At 52.3% G+C, this 15,432-nt stretch carries 16 protein-coding genes; 4 read left to right on the forward strand and 12 right to left on the reverse strand.

Going from position 1 to position 15,432, the window contains the following annotated elements:
* Positions 1-25 precede the first annotated feature (25 nt).
* Positions 26-1,459 carry a serine endoprotease DegP gene (gene degP, locus OGX97_RS03830; RefSeq protein ID WP_003829191.1) on the reverse strand — a complete coding sequence of 478 codons (1,434 nt, stop codon included), beginning with the start codon at positions 1,457-1,459 and terminating at the stop codon, positions 26-28.
* 129 nt (positions 1,460-1,588) lie between these two features.
* Positions 1,589-3,106: a dGTPase gene (gene dgt, locus OGX97_RS03835; protein WP_235125376.1), complete on the reverse strand. Its 1,518-nt coding sequence runs from the start codon at positions 3,104-3,106 to the stop codon at positions 1,589-1,591.
* 83 nt (positions 3,107-3,189) lie between these two features.
* On the opposite strand from dgt, the gene mtnN reads away from it, so the two are divergent.
* From mtnN to OGX97_RS03850, 3 genes are read left to right on the forward strand one after another with little or no spacing between them, the layout of a single operon-like run.
* Entirely contained in the window at positions 3,190-3,888 is a 699-nt protein-coding gene (gene mtnN / locus OGX97_RS03840) for a 5'-methylthioadenosine/S-adenosylhomocysteine nucleosidase (protein WP_279850890.1), read from the forward strand.
* Complete coding sequence (btuF, locus tag OGX97_RS03845; RefSeq protein ID WP_003829197.1) at positions 3,881-4,681, forward strand: vitamin B12 ABC transporter substrate-binding protein BtuF; 801 nt, start codon at positions 3,881-3,883, stop codon at positions 4,679-4,681. Before mtnN ends, btuF begins: the two co-directional genes overlap by 8 nt.
* 37 nt (positions 4,682-4,718) lie before the next feature.
* The gene (locus OGX97_RS03850; RefSeq protein WP_191213379.1) at positions 4,719-5,342 is read left to right on the forward strand and encodes a TRIC cation channel family protein; all 624 of its coding nucleotides are present in this window, start codon (positions 4,719-4,721) and stop codon (positions 5,340-5,342) included.
* A gap of 119 nt (positions 5,343-5,461) precedes the next feature.
* On the opposite strand, the gene erpA is transcribed toward OGX97_RS03850, so the two are convergent.
* From erpA to clcA, 3 genes are read right to left on the reverse strand one after another with little or no spacing between them, the layout of a single operon-like run.
* On the reverse strand, positions 5,462-5,806 hold the full coding sequence (erpA, locus tag OGX97_RS03855) for an iron-sulfur cluster insertion protein ErpA (RefSeq protein ID WP_008786260.1): 345 nt from the start codon (positions 5,804-5,806) through the stop codon (positions 5,462-5,464).
* Positions 5,799-5,864, reverse strand: a complete 66-nt coding sequence (gene yadW / locus OGX97_RS03860) for a small protein YadW (protein WP_122973801.1) — start codon at positions 5,862-5,864, stop codon at positions 5,799-5,801. The genes erpA and yadW overlap by 8 nt, the downstream gene beginning before the upstream one ends.
* A 23-nt stretch (positions 5,865-5,887) precedes the next feature.
* Positions 5,888-7,309: a H(+)/Cl(-) exchange transporter ClcA gene (gene clcA / locus OGX97_RS03865; RefSeq protein WP_008786259.1), complete on the reverse strand. Its 1,422-nt coding sequence runs from the start codon at positions 7,307-7,309 to the stop codon at positions 5,888-5,890.
* A gap of 168 nt (positions 7,310-7,477) precedes the next feature.
* Between clcA and hemL the strand changes: the two genes are divergently transcribed.
* Entirely contained in the window at positions 7,478-8,758 is a 1,281-nt protein-coding gene (hemL, locus tag OGX97_RS03870) for a glutamate-1-semialdehyde 2,1-aminomutase (RefSeq protein ID WP_100271481.1), read from the forward strand.
* Between the two features lie 95 nt (positions 8,759-8,853).
* On the opposite strand, the gene stfH is transcribed toward hemL, so the two are convergent.
* The 7 genes from stfH to stfA form a co-directional block, all read right to left on the reverse strand.
* Positions 8,854-9,699, reverse strand: coding sequence for a fimbrial adhesin StfH (stfH, locus tag OGX97_RS03875; protein WP_071446638.1), 846 nt, complete (start codon positions 9,697-9,699; stop codon positions 8,854-8,856).
* Positions 9,699-10,229 carry a fimbrial protein gene (locus tag OGX97_RS03880; RefSeq protein WP_235125378.1) on the reverse strand — a complete coding sequence of 177 codons (531 nt, stop codon included), beginning with the start codon at positions 10,227-10,229 and terminating at the stop codon, positions 9,699-9,701. Before OGX97_RS03880 ends, stfH begins: the two co-directional genes overlap by 1 nt.
* Entirely contained in the window at positions 10,229-10,705 is a 477-nt protein-coding gene (stfF, locus tag OGX97_RS03885; RefSeq protein WP_186413708.1) for a fimbrial minor subunit StfF, read from the reverse strand. The genes OGX97_RS03880 and stfF overlap by 1 nt, the downstream gene beginning before the upstream one ends.
* Complete coding sequence (locus OGX97_RS03890; RefSeq protein ID WP_208744681.1) at positions 10,702-11,214, reverse strand: fimbrial protein; 513 nt, start codon at positions 11,212-11,214, stop codon at positions 10,702-10,704. Before OGX97_RS03890 ends, stfF begins: the two co-directional genes overlap by 4 nt.
* Before the next feature lie 18 nt (positions 11,215-11,232).
* Positions 11,233-11,985: a fimbrial chaperone StfD gene (stfD, locus tag OGX97_RS03895; protein WP_208744682.1), complete on the reverse strand. Its 753-nt coding sequence runs from the start codon at positions 11,983-11,985 to the stop codon at positions 11,233-11,235.
* A gap of 17 nt (positions 11,986-12,002) precedes the next feature.
* The gene (locus OGX97_RS03900; protein WP_279850891.1) at positions 12,003-14,660 is read right to left on the reverse strand and encodes an outer membrane usher protein; all 2,658 of its coding nucleotides are present in this window, start codon (positions 14,658-14,660) and stop codon (positions 12,003-12,005) included.
* 83 nt (positions 14,661-14,743) lie between these two features.
* Positions 14,744-15,304, reverse strand: a complete 561-nt coding sequence (stfA, locus tag OGX97_RS03905) for a fimbrial major subunit StfA (protein ID WP_186413712.1) — start codon at positions 15,302-15,304, stop codon at positions 14,744-14,746.
* Positions 15,305-15,432: the final 128 nt, after the last annotated feature.

Below are 15,432 nucleotides of genomic sequence, written 5' to 3' on the forward strand. Positions count from 1 at the left end.
CCTGTGCAGGAAGGGGTGAGGGAGATTACTGCATCAACAGATAGATGGAGCTGTCACCGCGCTGAATGTTCAGCGCCAGTACAGCCGGTTTGCTGTCGAGGATTTTGCGCAGTTCAGCGATGTTTTTCACCGGCTGCTGGTTCGCGCCGATAATCACATCCCCTTTCTTCAGGCCAATCTGTGCAGCCGGAGAATTCGGTTTCACGTCGCTTACCACGACACCTTTGTCCTGGCCTTTGTTGCTCATATCGGCACCTTCGATGCCTTTAAAGATAGAGCTGGAGTCAACCTGAGTCTGGCTGCTCTGCTGCAATTCCAGGTTCACGGTGACCGGCTTACCGTCACGCAGCAGACCCAGGGTGATTTTGCTGCCAACCGGCATCGTACCGACCTGCGCACGCAGGGCGGCGAAGCTGCTGATAGGTTTGCCGTTCAGGGAGGTAATCACATCCCCGGCTTTAATCCCCGCCTTCGCTGCGGAAGAGTTCGGCATCACCTGGCTGACGAATGCGCCACGCTGGGCGTCAACTTTCATCGCTTTCGCCAGCTCAGAGCTCAGCTCGGTACCCATAATACCCAGCTCACCGCGTTTAACCTGGCCAAACTCAACCATCTGCGAAGTCAGGTTTTTCACCATGTTGCTTGGGATCGCAAAACCGATACCGATGTTACCGCCGTCCGGTGCGAGGATCGCGGTGTTAATACCGATCAGCTCACCGTTCAGGTTGACCAGCGCACCACCGGAGTTACCCCGGTTGATCGCAGCATCCGTCTGAATAAAGTTTTCGTAGTTCTCCGCGTTCAGGCCACTACGGCCCAGCGCAGAAACAATACCGGAAGTCACCGTTTCACCAAGGCCAAACGGGTTACCAATTGCCACGGTGTAATCACCCACGCGCAGCGCATCGGAATCTGCCAGCTTAATCGCCGTCAGGTTTTTCGGATCCTGAATTTGGATCAGCGCGATATCGGAGCGCGGATCTTTACCCACGATCTTCGCGTCAAATTTACGACCATCGCTCAACTGAACTTTAATCACCGTGGCGTTATCTACCACGTGGTTATTGGTCACGACATACCCTTTCGCGGCATCAATAATTACGCCGGAACCGAGTGCCATAAATTTCTGCTGCTGGCCGCCGCCATTGTCAGCGCCCGGTGCGCCGCCCTGGCAGAACGGTGAACTCTGGAACGGAGAACCGTCCTGGCAGAACGGTGAATTATCACCGAAGAACTGCTGGAAATTACGCGGCATGCGCGGCGTATTTACCGTCGTGCTCCCCTCGACGTTAATACTTACCACCGATGGCATCACTTTTTCGAGCATCGGGGCCAGGCTTGGCATCTGTTGGGCGGTCATTGCTGAAGACGACGTCTCAGCCGCTGTAGCAGACAGGGGGGACAACGCCAAACCTAAACTCAGAGCCAGTGCACTCATTGCTAATGTGGTTTTTTTCATGTGTTTCGTTCTCGATTAACAGGTAACGCAAAATTGCTGTATACGTCAGAGTCGTTTTATAGCGCTAAGTTCCAGAATTAAGTTTAAGGAAAAAGTAAAATTTTATTGTCCGTCTTTACAAATGAGTATTTATTGTTCTACGGCCATCAAGCGACGATATTCATCCCAGGCATACAAATCTGTCATTCCGCTGATATAATCCTGAATCAGCCGACAGCGATAATAATATTCCAGAACCGAATACTCGGCGCACCCCGTCGATATTTTACTAACCGCCTCAACATATGCAAGACGATGGCGGGTAGACAACTTCTGAAATAAACGGGACTCGATAGGAAAACGTTTTACTCTTTCATTGTCGACCAGTTCAGAAAAATCTGACTGAGACATTTTTAATAACGGCTGATAGATCTCCAGCAACCCGCTGATCACCCGATAGCCCTGTAGTTCCAGTTGTTCAACATCCGGATGGCTAAACACATGTTTTACCGCCACATTTTTATAAACACCCAGTAGCTGGCTGAAGCTACTGGCATCTTCTAGCAGCGCATGATTAAAGCTGCCTTCATAAATCTGCGGCAAATTATCAATAAACCGCTGGGCCGCATATGGCACCAGTTTATTCAGCGTATTGACGCGTAAATACATAAAGAACTGATCTTCGGTACTCCGGCTTAATGTATTTGAACGTGACTTCTCCCAGGCGTTTTCAACAACCTGGCTAAACAGGGAACCTTTTTCATGCTGCCCCCACGCCTCATGCAGGTGGTGATAAAGTTGCTCGACGCTAAAGATTCTTTTCTCAACGGCATCTTCCAGATCCGCCACGCAATAAGAGATATCATCGGCAGCTTCCATAATCCAGGTTAATGGAAAGCGACTGTAAGGCGCTAATGATAATTCTTTACGCAACCGCTCAATATACGGTTCTTCAGAAAGGTAATAACCCGGCTTCTTCATTAAATAGTTGTGTGTCTCGGGTGCACTGCCGCGCCACCACGCCGGACGGGTATATTTTAAAATACCGCCAACCTGCGCCCAGGTAAGGTTCATACGCATCAACGTATGCACAAGGCGAATACCCTGCGCATTGCCTTCAAAATGGCACAGGTCCTGGCGCACCTTGCGGCGAATATCATTCAGCGACTCTTCGCCTTCACGCAATCGTAATGCCGTCACCTGGCAACGGTCATCACTTAGGGGCTGACTTTCTGCGTCTGCGGGATACAGTCGCTGGCGAAACCAGTCATTAATTGCCGCCTCCCCAAAATGGCCAAACGGCGGATTACCAATGTCATGCATCAGGCAGGACATTTCGACAATACTCTCAAATGGCCCTGTCAGTTCATCCAGGCCATACTGCTCCAGCAGCTTTAGTTCTTTCAGTCGGCTGAGGATCTCTTTCGCGATATAGCGCCCAACCTGCTGAACTTCCATCGAGTGCGTCAAGCGCGTGCGTACTGCCGCATTACGCTCCAGCGGAAAGACCTGCGTTTTTTGTTGCAGTCGGCGAATGGCCGGTGAATTGATAATACGTCCGCGATCGCTTTCGAAAATACGCAGGATCTCATACTCAGTCTTCACGCCCTGCGGCGAACGGTAACGACGATGCCAGTTTATTTTTTTTCGGAAATCGATCTGTGCCATGTCCTCTCCCGCCTGAGAAATGCGCTACCCCTTAAGCGCATGATAGACTATGCCCTCAAATCTGGCTTATCGCGAGTAAATCTATGAAAATCGGCATCATTGGTGCAATGGAAGAAGAAGTTACGCTGCTGCGTGACAAAATCGAAAACCGTCAGACCATCGCGCTCGGCGGTTGTGAAATTTACACCGGCCAACTGAACGGTACAGAGGTTGCGCTGCTGAAATCGGGTATCGGTAAAGTGGCTGCGGCACTGGGCGCTACGCTGCTGCTTGAACGCTGCAAGCCGGACGCCATCATTAATACCGGTTCTGCGGGTGGCCTGGCCTCTACGCTGAAAGTCGGGGATATCGTAGTTTCTGACGAAGCGCGCTATCACGACGCCGACGTCACTGCCTTTGGCTATGAATTTGGTCAGCTACCGGGATGCCCGGCTGGTTTTAAAGCCGATCCTGCGTTGATTGCTGCCGCAGAGTCTTGCATCGCCGAACTCAATCTGAACGCCGTTCGCGGACTTATCGTCAGCGGCGACGCATTCATTAACGGTTCCGTGGGGCTGGCTAAAATTAAGCATAACTTCCCACAGGCGATTGCCGTTGAGATGGAAGCGACCGCAATTGCGCACGTTTGCCACAACTTTAACGTGCCATTTGTCGTGGTTCGCGCTATCTCTGACGTTGCCGATCAGCAGTCCCATCTCAGCTTTGACGAATTCCTGGTGGTTGCCGCGAAGCAGTCAAGCCTGATGGTTGAAACGCTGGTACAGAAACTGGTGCATGGCTAAATTACTCTCCAGGGCGCTGGTCGCCCTGCTTTTCACTCTCCCGGCGTTCCTTTACGCCGCGCCGCGTGTTGTGACGCTTTCTCCTGCCAATACTGAACTCGCTTTTGCCGCTGGCATTACCCCCGTTGGCGTCAGCAGCTATTCAAACTACCCGCCAGAAGCCAAAAATATTGAGGAAGTCTCAACCTGGCAAGGGATGAATCTTGAACGTATTGTGGCGCTGAAACCTGATTTGGTCGTCGCCTGGCGCGGGGGAAATGCTGAGCGGCAGGTGAATCAACTGACCTCTCTGGGAATTAAGGTCATCTGGGTGGATGCCGTTACCATTGAGCAGGTTGCCGATGCGCTACGCCAATTAGCAGCATGGAGCCCCAAGCCTGAACAAGCTAAACAGGCGGCGCAAACCATGCTTGATGACTATGCTTTACTTAAATCTCAGTATGCCAACAAACCGAAAAAACGCGTGTTTCTCCAGTTTGGTGCCAATCCTCTGTTTACCAGTGGAAAAGGTTCTATTCAGCACGAAGTTCTTGAGGTATGCGGCGGAGAAAACATCTTTGCCGGTAGTCGGGTTCCCTGGCCGCAGGTTAGCCGTGAGCAGGTCCTGGCACGAGCCCCCCAGGCTATTGTTGCCACAGGCGGTCCGGGCGAAACTCTGAAAATTGAGCAATACTGGGGAAACCAGCTAAAAATACCCATTATTACACTTAATAGTGACTGGTTCGAACGCGCGAGCCCGCGTATTATCCTCGCCGCAAAACAACTCTGTAATGCGCTTTCACAGATAAATTAGCGCCTGCCCCCACCAGGTCTGTTGTGAGGATTTAAAAATGCTCGTCTATTGGCTTGATATTGTCGGCACCGCGGTATTTGCAATCTCTGGCGTATTACTGGCCGGAAAATTACGTATGGATCCGTTTGGCGTCCTGGTACTCGGCGTGGTTACCGCCGTTGGTGGTGGTACGATCCGCGATATGGCGCTGGATAATGGACCGGTTTTTTGGGTTAAGGATCCGACCGATCTGGTGGTGGCGATGATCACTAGCATGCTGACGATCCTGTTGGTACGTCAACCAAGACGCATACCGAAATGGATCCTTCCGGTGCTGGATGCCGTTGGTCTGGCTGTGTTCGTGGGTATTGGGGTCAACAAGGCATTTCTCGCAGGAACAGGGCCGCTGGTGGCGATTTGTATGGGGGTGATTACCGGCGTTGGTGGTGGGATCATTCGCGATGTGTTAGCTCGTGAAGTCCCGATGATTTTGCGCACCGAGATCTACGCCACAGCCTGTATTATCGGCGGGATCGTGCATGCGACAGCGTTTTATACCTTTGATATTTCACTGGAAAACGCCAGTATGATGGGGATGATTGTCACCCTGCTGATTCGGCTTGCCGCCATTCGCTGGCATCTGAAATTGCCGACGTTTGCGCTGGATGATAACGGGCGTTGATATGACGATACAGAACATGTAGGCCGGATAAGGCGTTTACGCCGCCATCCGGCACATTGCCCGGTGGCGTTGCGCTTACCGGGCCTACAACATCAGACCATCAGTATTACAGACAGCAATCAGATGCTGAAAGAAGAACCACACCCGCAGGTGCTTTTCGCATTCGGGTTAGTCACAACGAAGCGGGAACCTTCCAGACCTTCGGTATAGTCAACCGCGCCGCCCACCAGATATTGCAGACTCATCGGATCAACGACCAGACCAACACCTTGTTTCTCGATGGTCATATCACCTTCATTGACCTGATCATCAAAGGTGAAACCGTACTGGAAACCGCTGCAACCACCGCCAGTGATATACACGCGTAATTTCAGATTCGGGTTATCTTCGTCAGCGATCAGGCTTTTAACTTTATTGGCTGCTGCTTCAGTAAATTGCAGTGGCAGCGCTACGTCATCACTCATATTTTGCTCCAAACGACATCGGCAATTGGGTAAATTTCAACCCAATATTTTGGGCCATTATCTAATACCCTGGTATTTCGTTCAAGTATTCTCGCCAGCGGCAGTACCCTGGCTTTTTGCCGCCTGCTCCGCTTCCTGTTTTGCCAGCGTGCGGGCAAGGATAGTCGAGTATAGCGGCTTTCCGCCCATAAATTGGGCTAATAGTGTTGCGCCAAGACAGGTAATAATCATTGGCAAAATGAGCTGATAGTTATCGGTCATCTCCAGCACCAGTACAATACCCGTTAGCGGCGCACGCACCGAAGCAGCCAACAAAGCCCCCATTCCGGCAATGGCAAAGGTTCCGGCCTCCAGGTGATACTGCGGAAAAGAGGCCGCCGCAGCCATACCGAACGCCGTACCAAGCAACGTCCCCAACGCCAGCATCGGGGCAAAGATCCCACCGGGCGCGCCGGATGAGAAGCACAGCAGCGTGGTGACGACCCGGGTGATAAATATAAACAGCAGTAGACCGACGCTAAAATTGCCTGCTGCGGCAATCGGGATCAGGTTAAAGCCACCGCCTGCCGCTTCAGGTTGAATTAATCCCAGGATCCCGCACAGACCGCCGATCGCGCCGCCCATCAGCACCCATTTTTTAATTTCACCGCCGTGAAAGCGCTGGAACATATCCTGGGTGCGCAACACCATGGTGTTGAACAATGGCCCGACACAGCCAAAAATAAGCCCGAGCACGAGATACAGCCACAGCGTATTTACCGGCGCATTGGAGAGCTTCCCAACTTCAATAATCGGCGCTTCGCCGTTGAACACGCGAAACACAATGCTCGACATAATAACGCCGGTAAACACGGCTTTGATCGACACAAGGTTATAGCGAAACTGCGGGCGCATCTCTTCAATGATGAACAGGATCCCCGCCAGCGGAGCGTTAAACGCCGCCGAAAGGCCCGCAGCCGCACCGGTAGCCAATAAGGTATGCCGCGCTTCGGCGCTACGCATGCGGAAAATATCCAGCACCATGCGCCCGAGGTTACCCCCAATCTGCACGGTCGGACCTTCACGCCCAAGCACCATGCCAGCACCCAGCGTGCCCATGCCGCCGATAAATTTCACCGGCAGGACACGCCACCAACGCACAGGTCGCAGCTCTTCCAGCGCACCTTCAATCTCTGGGATCCCCGAACCACCGGCTTCCGGCGCAAATTTACGCACCAGGAAATAGCCGACCATCGCCAGCAACGCCGAGAGAATAAACGCCAGCGGCCACAGCAGAATGTCATGGTCCGCAACCTGAGCCAGCGTGCCAATGCGCTGATTCTGCACCCAGGTCACCGCTTTCTCAAATGCCACGCCAACAAGCCCTGTCACAGTACCTACTACTGCAGCCATCAACAGGATCGCCAACGGCGTTTTGTCTCGTTCCAGGAGACGACGAATTTGATCCCTGCGGCGTAAACGCACAATTTGCTGTGCTTCAAAAGAGGGAGTGTCTGTCTTCATCAGATGATCATTAATTGGTAATACAAATACGGAATCGGCATTCTACTCGCACATTTCGCGAAAATCCCCTGCAAATCGCATTGTTTCAAATGCGTAAAACTTTCATAACCTTCTCTGAATAACTAGAATAGCGGGCATTTACTTTTTCTACGAACCAGGACCCCATCCATGAGTAAGTCTGAAAATCTCTACAGCGCAGCACGCGAACTTATCCCAGGCGGCGTCAACTCCCCCGTTCGCGCCTTTACTGGCGTGGGTGGTACTCCGCTGTTTATCGAAAAAGCGGACGGCGCGTATCTGTACGATGTCGATGGTAAAGCCTATGTCGATTACGTCGGTTCCTGGGGACCGATGGTACTGGGTCACAACCACCCGGCAATCCGTAATGCGGTGATTGAAGCTGCGGAGCGCGGTTTAAGCTTCGGTGCACCGACCGAGATGGAAGTGAAAATGGCGGAGCTGGTCACCGAATTAGTGCCGACCATGGACATGGTGCGCATGGTGAACTCCGGTACGGAAGCGACAATGAGCGCAATCCGTCTGGCGCGCGGTTTCACCGGTCGCGATAAAATCATCAAATTTGAAGGCTGCTACCACGGCCATGCCGACTGCCTGCTGGTTAAGGCCGGTTCAGGCGCATTAACGCTGGGCCAGCCGAACTCCCCAGGCGTTCCGGCCGATTTCGCGAAACACACCCTGACCTGCACCTACAACGATCTCGCTTCAGTACGTGCGGCATTTGAACAGTATCCGCAGGAGATTGCGTGCATCATCGTTGAGCCGGTTGCCGGCAACATGAACTGCATCCCACCGCTGCCGGAATTCCTGCCGGGCCTGCGTGCGCTGTGCGATGAGTTTGGCGCACTGTTGATCATCGATGAAGTGATGACCGGTTTCCGCGTAGCGCTGGCCGGAGCACAGGATTATTACGGCGTCGTGCCGGATCTGACCTGCCTCGGTAAAATCATCGGTGGCGGGATGCCCGTTGGCGCATTCGGCGGTCGCCGCGATGTGATGGACGCACTGGCGCCGACCGGTCCGGTTTACCAAGCGGGGACACTTTCCGGTAACCCGATCGCGATGGCGGCAGGTTATGCCTGTCTGACCGAAGTCGCCCAACCGGGTATTCATGAAACGCTGAACGAACTGACGACGCGTCTGGCGGAAGGTCTGTTGGAAGCTGCCGAAGAAGCGAATATTCCGCTGGTGGTTAACCATGTGGGCGGAATGTTCGGGATTTTCTTCACCGATGCAGAAACCGTAACCTGCTATCAGGATGTGATGGCATGCGACGTTGAACGCTTCAAGCGCTTCTTCCACATGATGCTGGATGAAGGAATTTATCTGGCGCCGTCCGCGTTCGAAGCGGGCTTTATGTCCGTGGCGCACAGTGAAGACGATATCAATAACACCATCGACGCCGCGCGCCGGGTGTTTGCGAAATTGTAAACAAGAGAACGTGCAGAAATGTAGGCCGGGTAAGGCGAAGCCGCCACCCGGTTTTTTTGGTTCATCGCAGGTTAGCCTGAACCGCACCAAACACCCTAAAGCTCATCAATAATATACTGGAAGCTACATGTCGACGTGAACTGCCCGGAGCCAATGTTGCTGGTGTTCACCGCCACATTAATGTCATGAAGTTCAACATCGGTTATCGGATGATCAACGGCGCTGGTCGTGACGCTCGACTGGTCGCAGCCCAGCACATTGAGCGTAATCCCCGATGAGACAAAACGGCAATAAGCGCCACGGTCGTCAAATTTGCTGCCATCGCAAAGTTTCCCCCCCTCCATCAAATAGGTATGTAACGTGCGATTCACCGTACCACCGGTGGCATCAAGCATGAGGGTTGTTTTCTGTTTCGAAACGTTCGCATCCCAGGAGATATCAAAAGTATCAACGGGAACTTTCGGGCAAACTGAGCTGCGCGTATCCGGTGGACTATAGGTTACGCCAGGATAAATAAGATCCGTCGCAGTTGTATGAGTGGCAGCCAGCCACGGGCAACTATAATTATCATTTTGTACCGTAATATCCACAATAAAAGAGCCACAACCATACCAATCCGCAGGAAGATTTTTACAAAGGGAGCGAGAAACGGTGTTATCAAAATCCCGCATAACTATTGTTGGCGCGGGCTCTGGTCCGGACCATGAGATTAAGATCGCAGTATCTCCTTTCCTTGATGCTCTGAACTTCCAGGAACCATAGTACACACCATCTGACGTGGTCACTGTGCTATTCAGTATAATCGATCTATCTGCTAAACTAGGACCTATGCCGTAATAGAGCGTGGTACTTGAAAACGTCGCTTTCAGCATGGGTTTGGCCACTACCGAACTGCCATAAACGGCAATCAGCAGCAAAAATAAAGTCCGTATTATTTTCATCATAAATACTCAAATGTAACCAGTGCACTTGCGAAGAACGTTCCCGGAACCAGATCTTCGCCAGGAAGGTGCTGTACCCAGGCATTCAGGCTTAGCGAGTTATTCCCCGGCACCAGCATGAATATCGCCCCCTCTTCATCGTTCATGCCCACGGGAACGCCGGATAGCGTTTCAATACCAATCCCGATCCCGGAAGCGCCTGAATGGCTATCGATGGCCAGGATACCGCGCATTCCGGTCGCTTCGGTTCCAGTGAAATTCACCTGCACCCCGTTACTCAGCGCCGAATCGCAATCCGTGAGTTCAAACACTAAAGGCTTACGAGCAGACTGGCCATCGGGAGTGAAATCAGAACTGTCAAGCGACGAAAAATCGACTTCGGCAATCCCCGTCCCCTGCATCGTGAGCGTGCAAGGACTGGCCAGCAGGCTACCGGAAAAATGCAGGTTATCTGCCGCTGAGACCGGCAATATCAGCGCCCCACAGAGAATGCAGGTCGCGCCGTGTAATAACGCCTGTCTTTTAGCCATTACTGATAATCCACCTGTAATGTTGCCGTCGCATCGAAGCCGCCTTCTGTCAGCGAAGCACCGCTCTTTTTAACCGGTATGGCTTTCAGAACAGGTATCGATTGTTCATTCACCTTAATGGTGGACCCCAACGTAAAGGGTTGGTCGTTCTGCCTGAGTTCAATCCCCAGTCCCGCCACGCTGGTGTTTACCGCCGCCTGATTAAAATCACTCACGGAACCGCTTAGCGTCAGGGTCATCGCCATCGCCTCATCGCGCACCGTTGAATCACAGGTGATCTCATACGGAACATTCTGCGCATAACGCGTACCATCTATTTTATTAATCAGCATGTTACCGAACTCAACATCGATCGTCTGATCATTGTTAATCGTACAATTCGGCGGTGATATTAACGTACCGTGAAACTTAAGGTTCTCAGCCGACTGCGCGGCAAAACTGCTGCTTATTAACACTATCAAAGCCATTTTTTTCATTGGTAATCCACCACCAGCGTAGCGCCTGCGTTAAACGCGCCACCTGTTAACGTTACGCCATTATTTTTGACGGGAATTGCCTCAATGGCCGGACCGCTGCCACCGCTATATTGAAATGACAACCATTGCGTATTGCCGGGTGAAATCAGCGCGCCATCCGTGGCGGTTTGCAGACGGATTCCCAATCCATCAACATCGGTTTGCAACACCGACTCGCCATTGATAGCCACAGCATTTCCCTGAATCTGTAACTTCAGGTAATCGCTCACTCTGCCGTTACAGCTCAGGCGATAGCCCACCGCCTGCCGGTAATTCACCCCATCCACTTTCGTCGTCAACACATTGCCAAATTCCACCTCACCGCCGGTCACAGTACAGGGCGGCGCGGCATTAACGAGTATCGTCAACGTCATGTTGACCGTCTTACTTTCCGCTGCCAGCGGCATACTGACCGCACTCAGCATGGCCGCACACGTTACCGTGCCCAGCCGTAACCGCCATTGCCTCATCTTGCGTCTCCTTGTCGGTTACGACTTTCTGCTTTTTGCTTCATCTACCGCACAACTGTTGTCAGTACAGTTAAAAATCAGCGGTAACCGCGCGCCATAATCGTTGACGTAAGTCAGCACAGGCGAGCGACCTAATTCACTGGCTTCCCCTCCCAGCGTCACGTTGCTTTTTGGTGCAATCACCATTGGGCTAAAACCTCTGGCCGGTGCGCCGTCCATGCGGCTGCTGGCGTTGCTTAACACCACGTAGTAACCGGTCGGATTGCTCACCTGATAGCCATTGCCCTGACGCTGAAGGGTGATCTTGTATTGCCAGGGATGCTGCATATCGATTTTCGATAGCGCCTGCGGGCGGTAAAAAACTTTGATGCGCGTTTGCAAGGCAATTTGCAGCGTATTGGGCTTGTCGCTTTGCGGCGGAATTTCACGCACGTTGTAATAAAAAAGGGTCTCCCGATCCTGGGGGAGCGACGCCAGTGCCGGCATCCCCTGAATTTTGACCTGTCCGATTCCCGACGGCTCAATGCGCTGGACCGGCGGGACGACGATTAAAGGCGATGTGATTTTGGCGCCCTTCTCATCTTCCACCCAGGACTGCGCCAGATAGGGCAGTTTGCTGTTGGCGTTTTTCAGATCGACGCTTATCGATTTATCTTCGCCGCGAAACACCAGGCGGGTGCGATCGGGCGCGATGGCGGCCTGAGCGCTACCGTAGCCGCCCAGCAAAAGCAGCAAAACAGCGGCCAGGTTATAACGTTTTAATGGCATCATGAATGCGATTTCCTGAATCAATGTGTTGGATAACGAGAAGAGAGCGCTTCGGGTTGCGTTGAAGACGTCAGCCGCTGCGTATGAAGCTGGAGTAATGGTTTCTCTTCGGGCTGCGTTGCCATAGGTGATGAAGCGTCGCCGATGCACGGCAGCAGCAGGCCGCTAAACAGATCACCCGGCAGAGGATCGGGCAACGCCGCTTCACACTGCGTTTTACCTTCCCATGTCACCTGCAACCGCTCGCTAGGGTTAATGCCGATCAGATAAACGCTGCCGTCTTCACCTACGATCCCTAACTGTTGCTGGCGACTGTTGTAAACCTCCGCGCCGAAGGGCGGCGTGCCGCCATCGCGCAAGCGGATACTGGCCATGGCTTTTTTACCGCTGAGCACCTCCATGCGGCGATAACCGATCGCCCCTTCCGTCAGGGTCGCCTGAGCAATGGAGAGGGTTGCTTCCGCGTCTTCCGGCAACTGGGTAATGTCGATTTTCACCTGATTGCGGTAGTAGTCGTTGACGTCGACAATGACGGCTTTACCAAACGCGTTGGTATATACCGGCGTGCTGTAGCCGGAGATGGGTACGTTCGCTTCATCGCCGACATCCACCATCAGCCGCGAGCCGCCGTTGACGCTGGTGCGGTGCAGTGCCCCGCCTTTAGCAGTCAGCGTCGCGCCGCCCTGGATGTTCAGCCCGCCGGAGGTATAGTCGCCTTCCTGATAGTTCGCACTGACGTCAATGTCGGCATAGCTCGCTTGATGACGGTAGTAGCCGTCGAGAGTCGCGCCGTTATCCGCGCGGCCAGCGTTGATCTGGTAGTTATTGCGATCGTCAATGCGCTCGTAATAGCCGACCTGATTACTGTTGTTGTCATCGCTAAAAGAACCGTTGTAGCTCAGTGTGCGGTTGTTGTCCCACGGAATACTTAGCGAAACGTACACGCCGTCATCTCGCTCATCATCATATTCATTGCGAAAACCGTTCACCGACAAACTGATCCCGCGCACCTCACCGACATAGAAATAGTGCGACAGCGTCATGTTATAGCTGCCCTGGTTGGGTTGATTCCAGTAGGTACGATGGGTGTAGTTGATATAGGCGTTGACATTTATTGTCGAAAAGTTCTGGCTGTACGTCAGGGTATACATCTCTTTATCATGGCCGGTACGCTGACGATCGTTATCGTCATTATGCGTATCGATAAACTCGTCCATCGTCATGTAGTTTTCTTCGGAAAAGCGATAGCCAGCAAACGTCAGACGGCTGTCTATATCATCAAAATCTTTAGCGTAGCTGGCACGGAACGAGTTACCCTGAATGGTGCCGTCGCCGTAGGCGCTACCCTCTGGCAGCGTCGCACGGGAATGGGTGACATCGACGGAAAACGCGCCCAGCAGCGCCAGATCGCGCCCCAGTCCTAACGCCAGCGCCTGATAATCCTGCTCACCAATGGCACCGCCGTACAGCGACCAGCCATTAGCGATCCCCCAGGAGGTTTCGGCTGAAGTGAAAAAGCCGCCTTCCATATTGTGATCCCAGTCCTGCGGTCGCCCGGCTGCCAACTTGTAGCGCACCTGGCCGGGGCGGGTCAGAAACGGAATGGAGGCGGTGCTGACATCATATTCCTGCACCTGACCGCTTTGTTCTTCAATTTTGACGTGTAGATCGCCGGATACCGTTTCATTAATATCCTGAATGCGAAACGGCCCCGCCGGGACCTGCGACTCATAAATCACCCGCCCGCGCTGAGTCACGGTGACTTTGGCGTTGGTGCGCGCCACGCCGGATATATCCGGGGCGTAGCCGCGCAGATTAGGCGGTAACATCTGATCGTCGGTAATAAGGCTACCGCCAACATAGTTAAAGCCGTCGAAAATATCGGATTCCAGCGATCCTTCGCCCTGCGTTAGCTGCGCCTGAAGTTGCGGGATAGCCCTGTAGGCGTAATAACGGTTCCAGTCCCAATTCTGTTCTGAGCTAGAGCCAAAGTTGTCTTTATCTTCGCTGTCATTTTCGTGACGGTAATTAGACTGCCAGTCCGCGCGCAGACGCCACGCGCCGAGGTTGGCACCCACCGTACCATTGCCGCTGATGTCATATTCATCGCCGTCATCATGTTCAGCATGTCGCCACTGGCTGTTAATATTGTAGTCAAATAACACGCCGGGAATCCCCTCGTCCCAGCGGGAAGGCGGGTCCCACTCTTCATCGCTGTATTCCAGATACGCCTGCGGAATAATCACCGTCAGCGTTGACTGGCTTAAATCAGTTTGGGTTTCCATCCCTTCCAGTTGTCCCATTTGCAAACACTGCCCAGCATTTATCCAACTCATTTTTTCCGCTATTTCGGGTTTTAACCCCAGCAGCGACACCAGTTCAGGTGATAAACAGGGATAAGTATTGTCAGGATCGCCATTATCAACGGAATACGTAATAATATTATCTTGGGCAATTTGACTCTGATTGACCAACACCTGGAGATTATAACTCCCCGGCATAATGTAGCCCTTACGGGAAAAACGGGAAAGATCCAAACTAGCGTCATCTTTAACATCAAGAAACCGGGTATTAAATTGAATGGGCGCTTCCGCATAACTATTATCCGGGCCAACAGCCAGAATAATACCCACCACAGACGCAAGCGTGCTCAGACGAAATTTTTTATAGTGAGCCATCAGACAATCTATCCCTGAAAAATATAATCCATTTTTATTTTAATCATTATCCTGCGGCAGATTGCCGCAGGATGGCATTTCACTTACAGATAGCTGATCGTGAAGTTTACAGTACTGCTAAATTCGCCGGTCTCAATAGAAGGTGCCGCTGAATCGCCTTTCACCCAGGCTTTGAAGTTCAAAGTCTGTTTCGCTGCGGCTACGCTGCCATTCATCGTCAAGTTTTCGCTGTAAGCGTCGCCCAGTTTGATCGCGGAACCCAGGTGGTTACCGATGACAATGCTGGAACCCGCCATTTCGCCGCCGCCGATACGCATCAACGCAACGTTGCCCGGATTAGCGCTGGATTCGTTACCGATCGCAGAGAAAACGGTAGATGCTTCTTTCTCAGTGGTGAACGCGCAGTTTTCCAGACCAATATGGAAATCGACTTTTGAAGATTCTTTACCGCCCATCAGAGAACCGGTACCGATATGACCCAGGTTGACGGTCTGGTGTTCATCACCGACAACGATTGAACACGGAGAATCTTCAATCGTACCGGTAAAAGTAACCGTACCAGTATTACTGCCCGCAGCATTGGCAAAGCTGGAAACCCCCATAACCAGTGCGGCAGTAACCGCAGCTTTTACAGCTGTATTCATTTTTCATCCTTATTAAAAGTTGGTGAGTATTTTTACGCTATTCACATGAAGTTATACTCAATACCCCATGTTTATATTAGTAGATATATATTATATGACGAGTTATAAAATTTCCGACGCAACATTCA

Source organism: Citrobacter sp. Cpo061 (assembly GCF_030332845.1).
Classification (GTDB): domain Bacteria; phylum Pseudomonadota; class Gammaproteobacteria; order Enterobacterales; family Enterobacteriaceae; genus Citrobacter; species Citrobacter portucalensis.

Coding starts and splice junctions, on each gene's coding strand:
- degP (WP_003829191.1), bottom strand. CDS start 1,459: ATGAAAAAAACCACATTAGCAATGAGTGCACTGGCTCTGAGTTTAGGT.
- dgt (WP_235125376.1), bottom strand. CDS start 3,106: ATGGCACAGATCGATTTCCGAAAAAAAATAAACTGGCATCGTCGTTAC.
- mtnN (WP_279850890.1), top strand. CDS start 3,190: ATGAAAATCGGCATCATTGGTGCAATGGAAGAAGAAGTTACGCTGCTG.
- btuF (WP_003829197.1), top strand. CDS start 3,881: ATGGCTAAATTACTCTCCAGGGCGCTGGTCGCCCTGCTTTTCACTCTC.
- OGX97_RS03850 (WP_191213379.1), top strand. CDS start 4,719: ATGCTCGTCTATTGGCTTGATATTGTCGGCACCGCGGTATTTGCAATC.
- erpA (WP_008786260.1), bottom strand. CDS start 5,806: ATGAGTGATGACGTAGCGCTGCCACTGCAATTTACTGAAGCAGCAGCC.
- clcA (WP_008786259.1), bottom strand. CDS start 7,309: ATGAAGACAGACACTCCCTCTTTTGAAGCACAGCAAATTGTGCGTTTA.
- hemL (WP_100271481.1), top strand. CDS start 7,478: ATGAGTAAGTCTGAAAATCTCTACAGCGCAGCACGCGAACTTATCCCA.
- stfH (WP_071446638.1), bottom strand. CDS start 9,699: ATGAAAATAATACGGACTTTATTTTTGCTGCTGATTGCCGTTTATGGC.
- OGX97_RS03880 (WP_235125378.1), bottom strand. CDS start 10,229: ATGGCTAAAAGACAGGCGTTATTACACGGCGCGACCTGCATTCTCTGT.
- stfF (WP_186413708.1), bottom strand. CDS start 10,705: ATGAAAAAAATGGCTTTGATAGTGTTAATAAGCAGCAGTTTTGCCGCG.
- OGX97_RS03890 (WP_208744681.1), bottom strand. CDS start 11,214: ATGAGGCAATGGCGGTTACGGCTGGGCACGGTAACGTGTGCGGCCATG.
- stfD (WP_208744682.1), bottom strand. CDS start 11,985: ATGATGCCATTAAAACGTTATAACCTGGCCGCTGTTTTGCTGCTTTTG.
- OGX97_RS03900 (WP_279850891.1), bottom strand. CDS start 14,660: ATGGCTCACTATAAAAAATTTCGTCTGAGCACGCTTGCGTCTGTGGTG.
- stfA (WP_186413712.1), bottom strand. CDS start 15,304: ATGAATACAGCTGTAAAAGCTGCGGTTACTGCCGCACTGGTTATGGGG.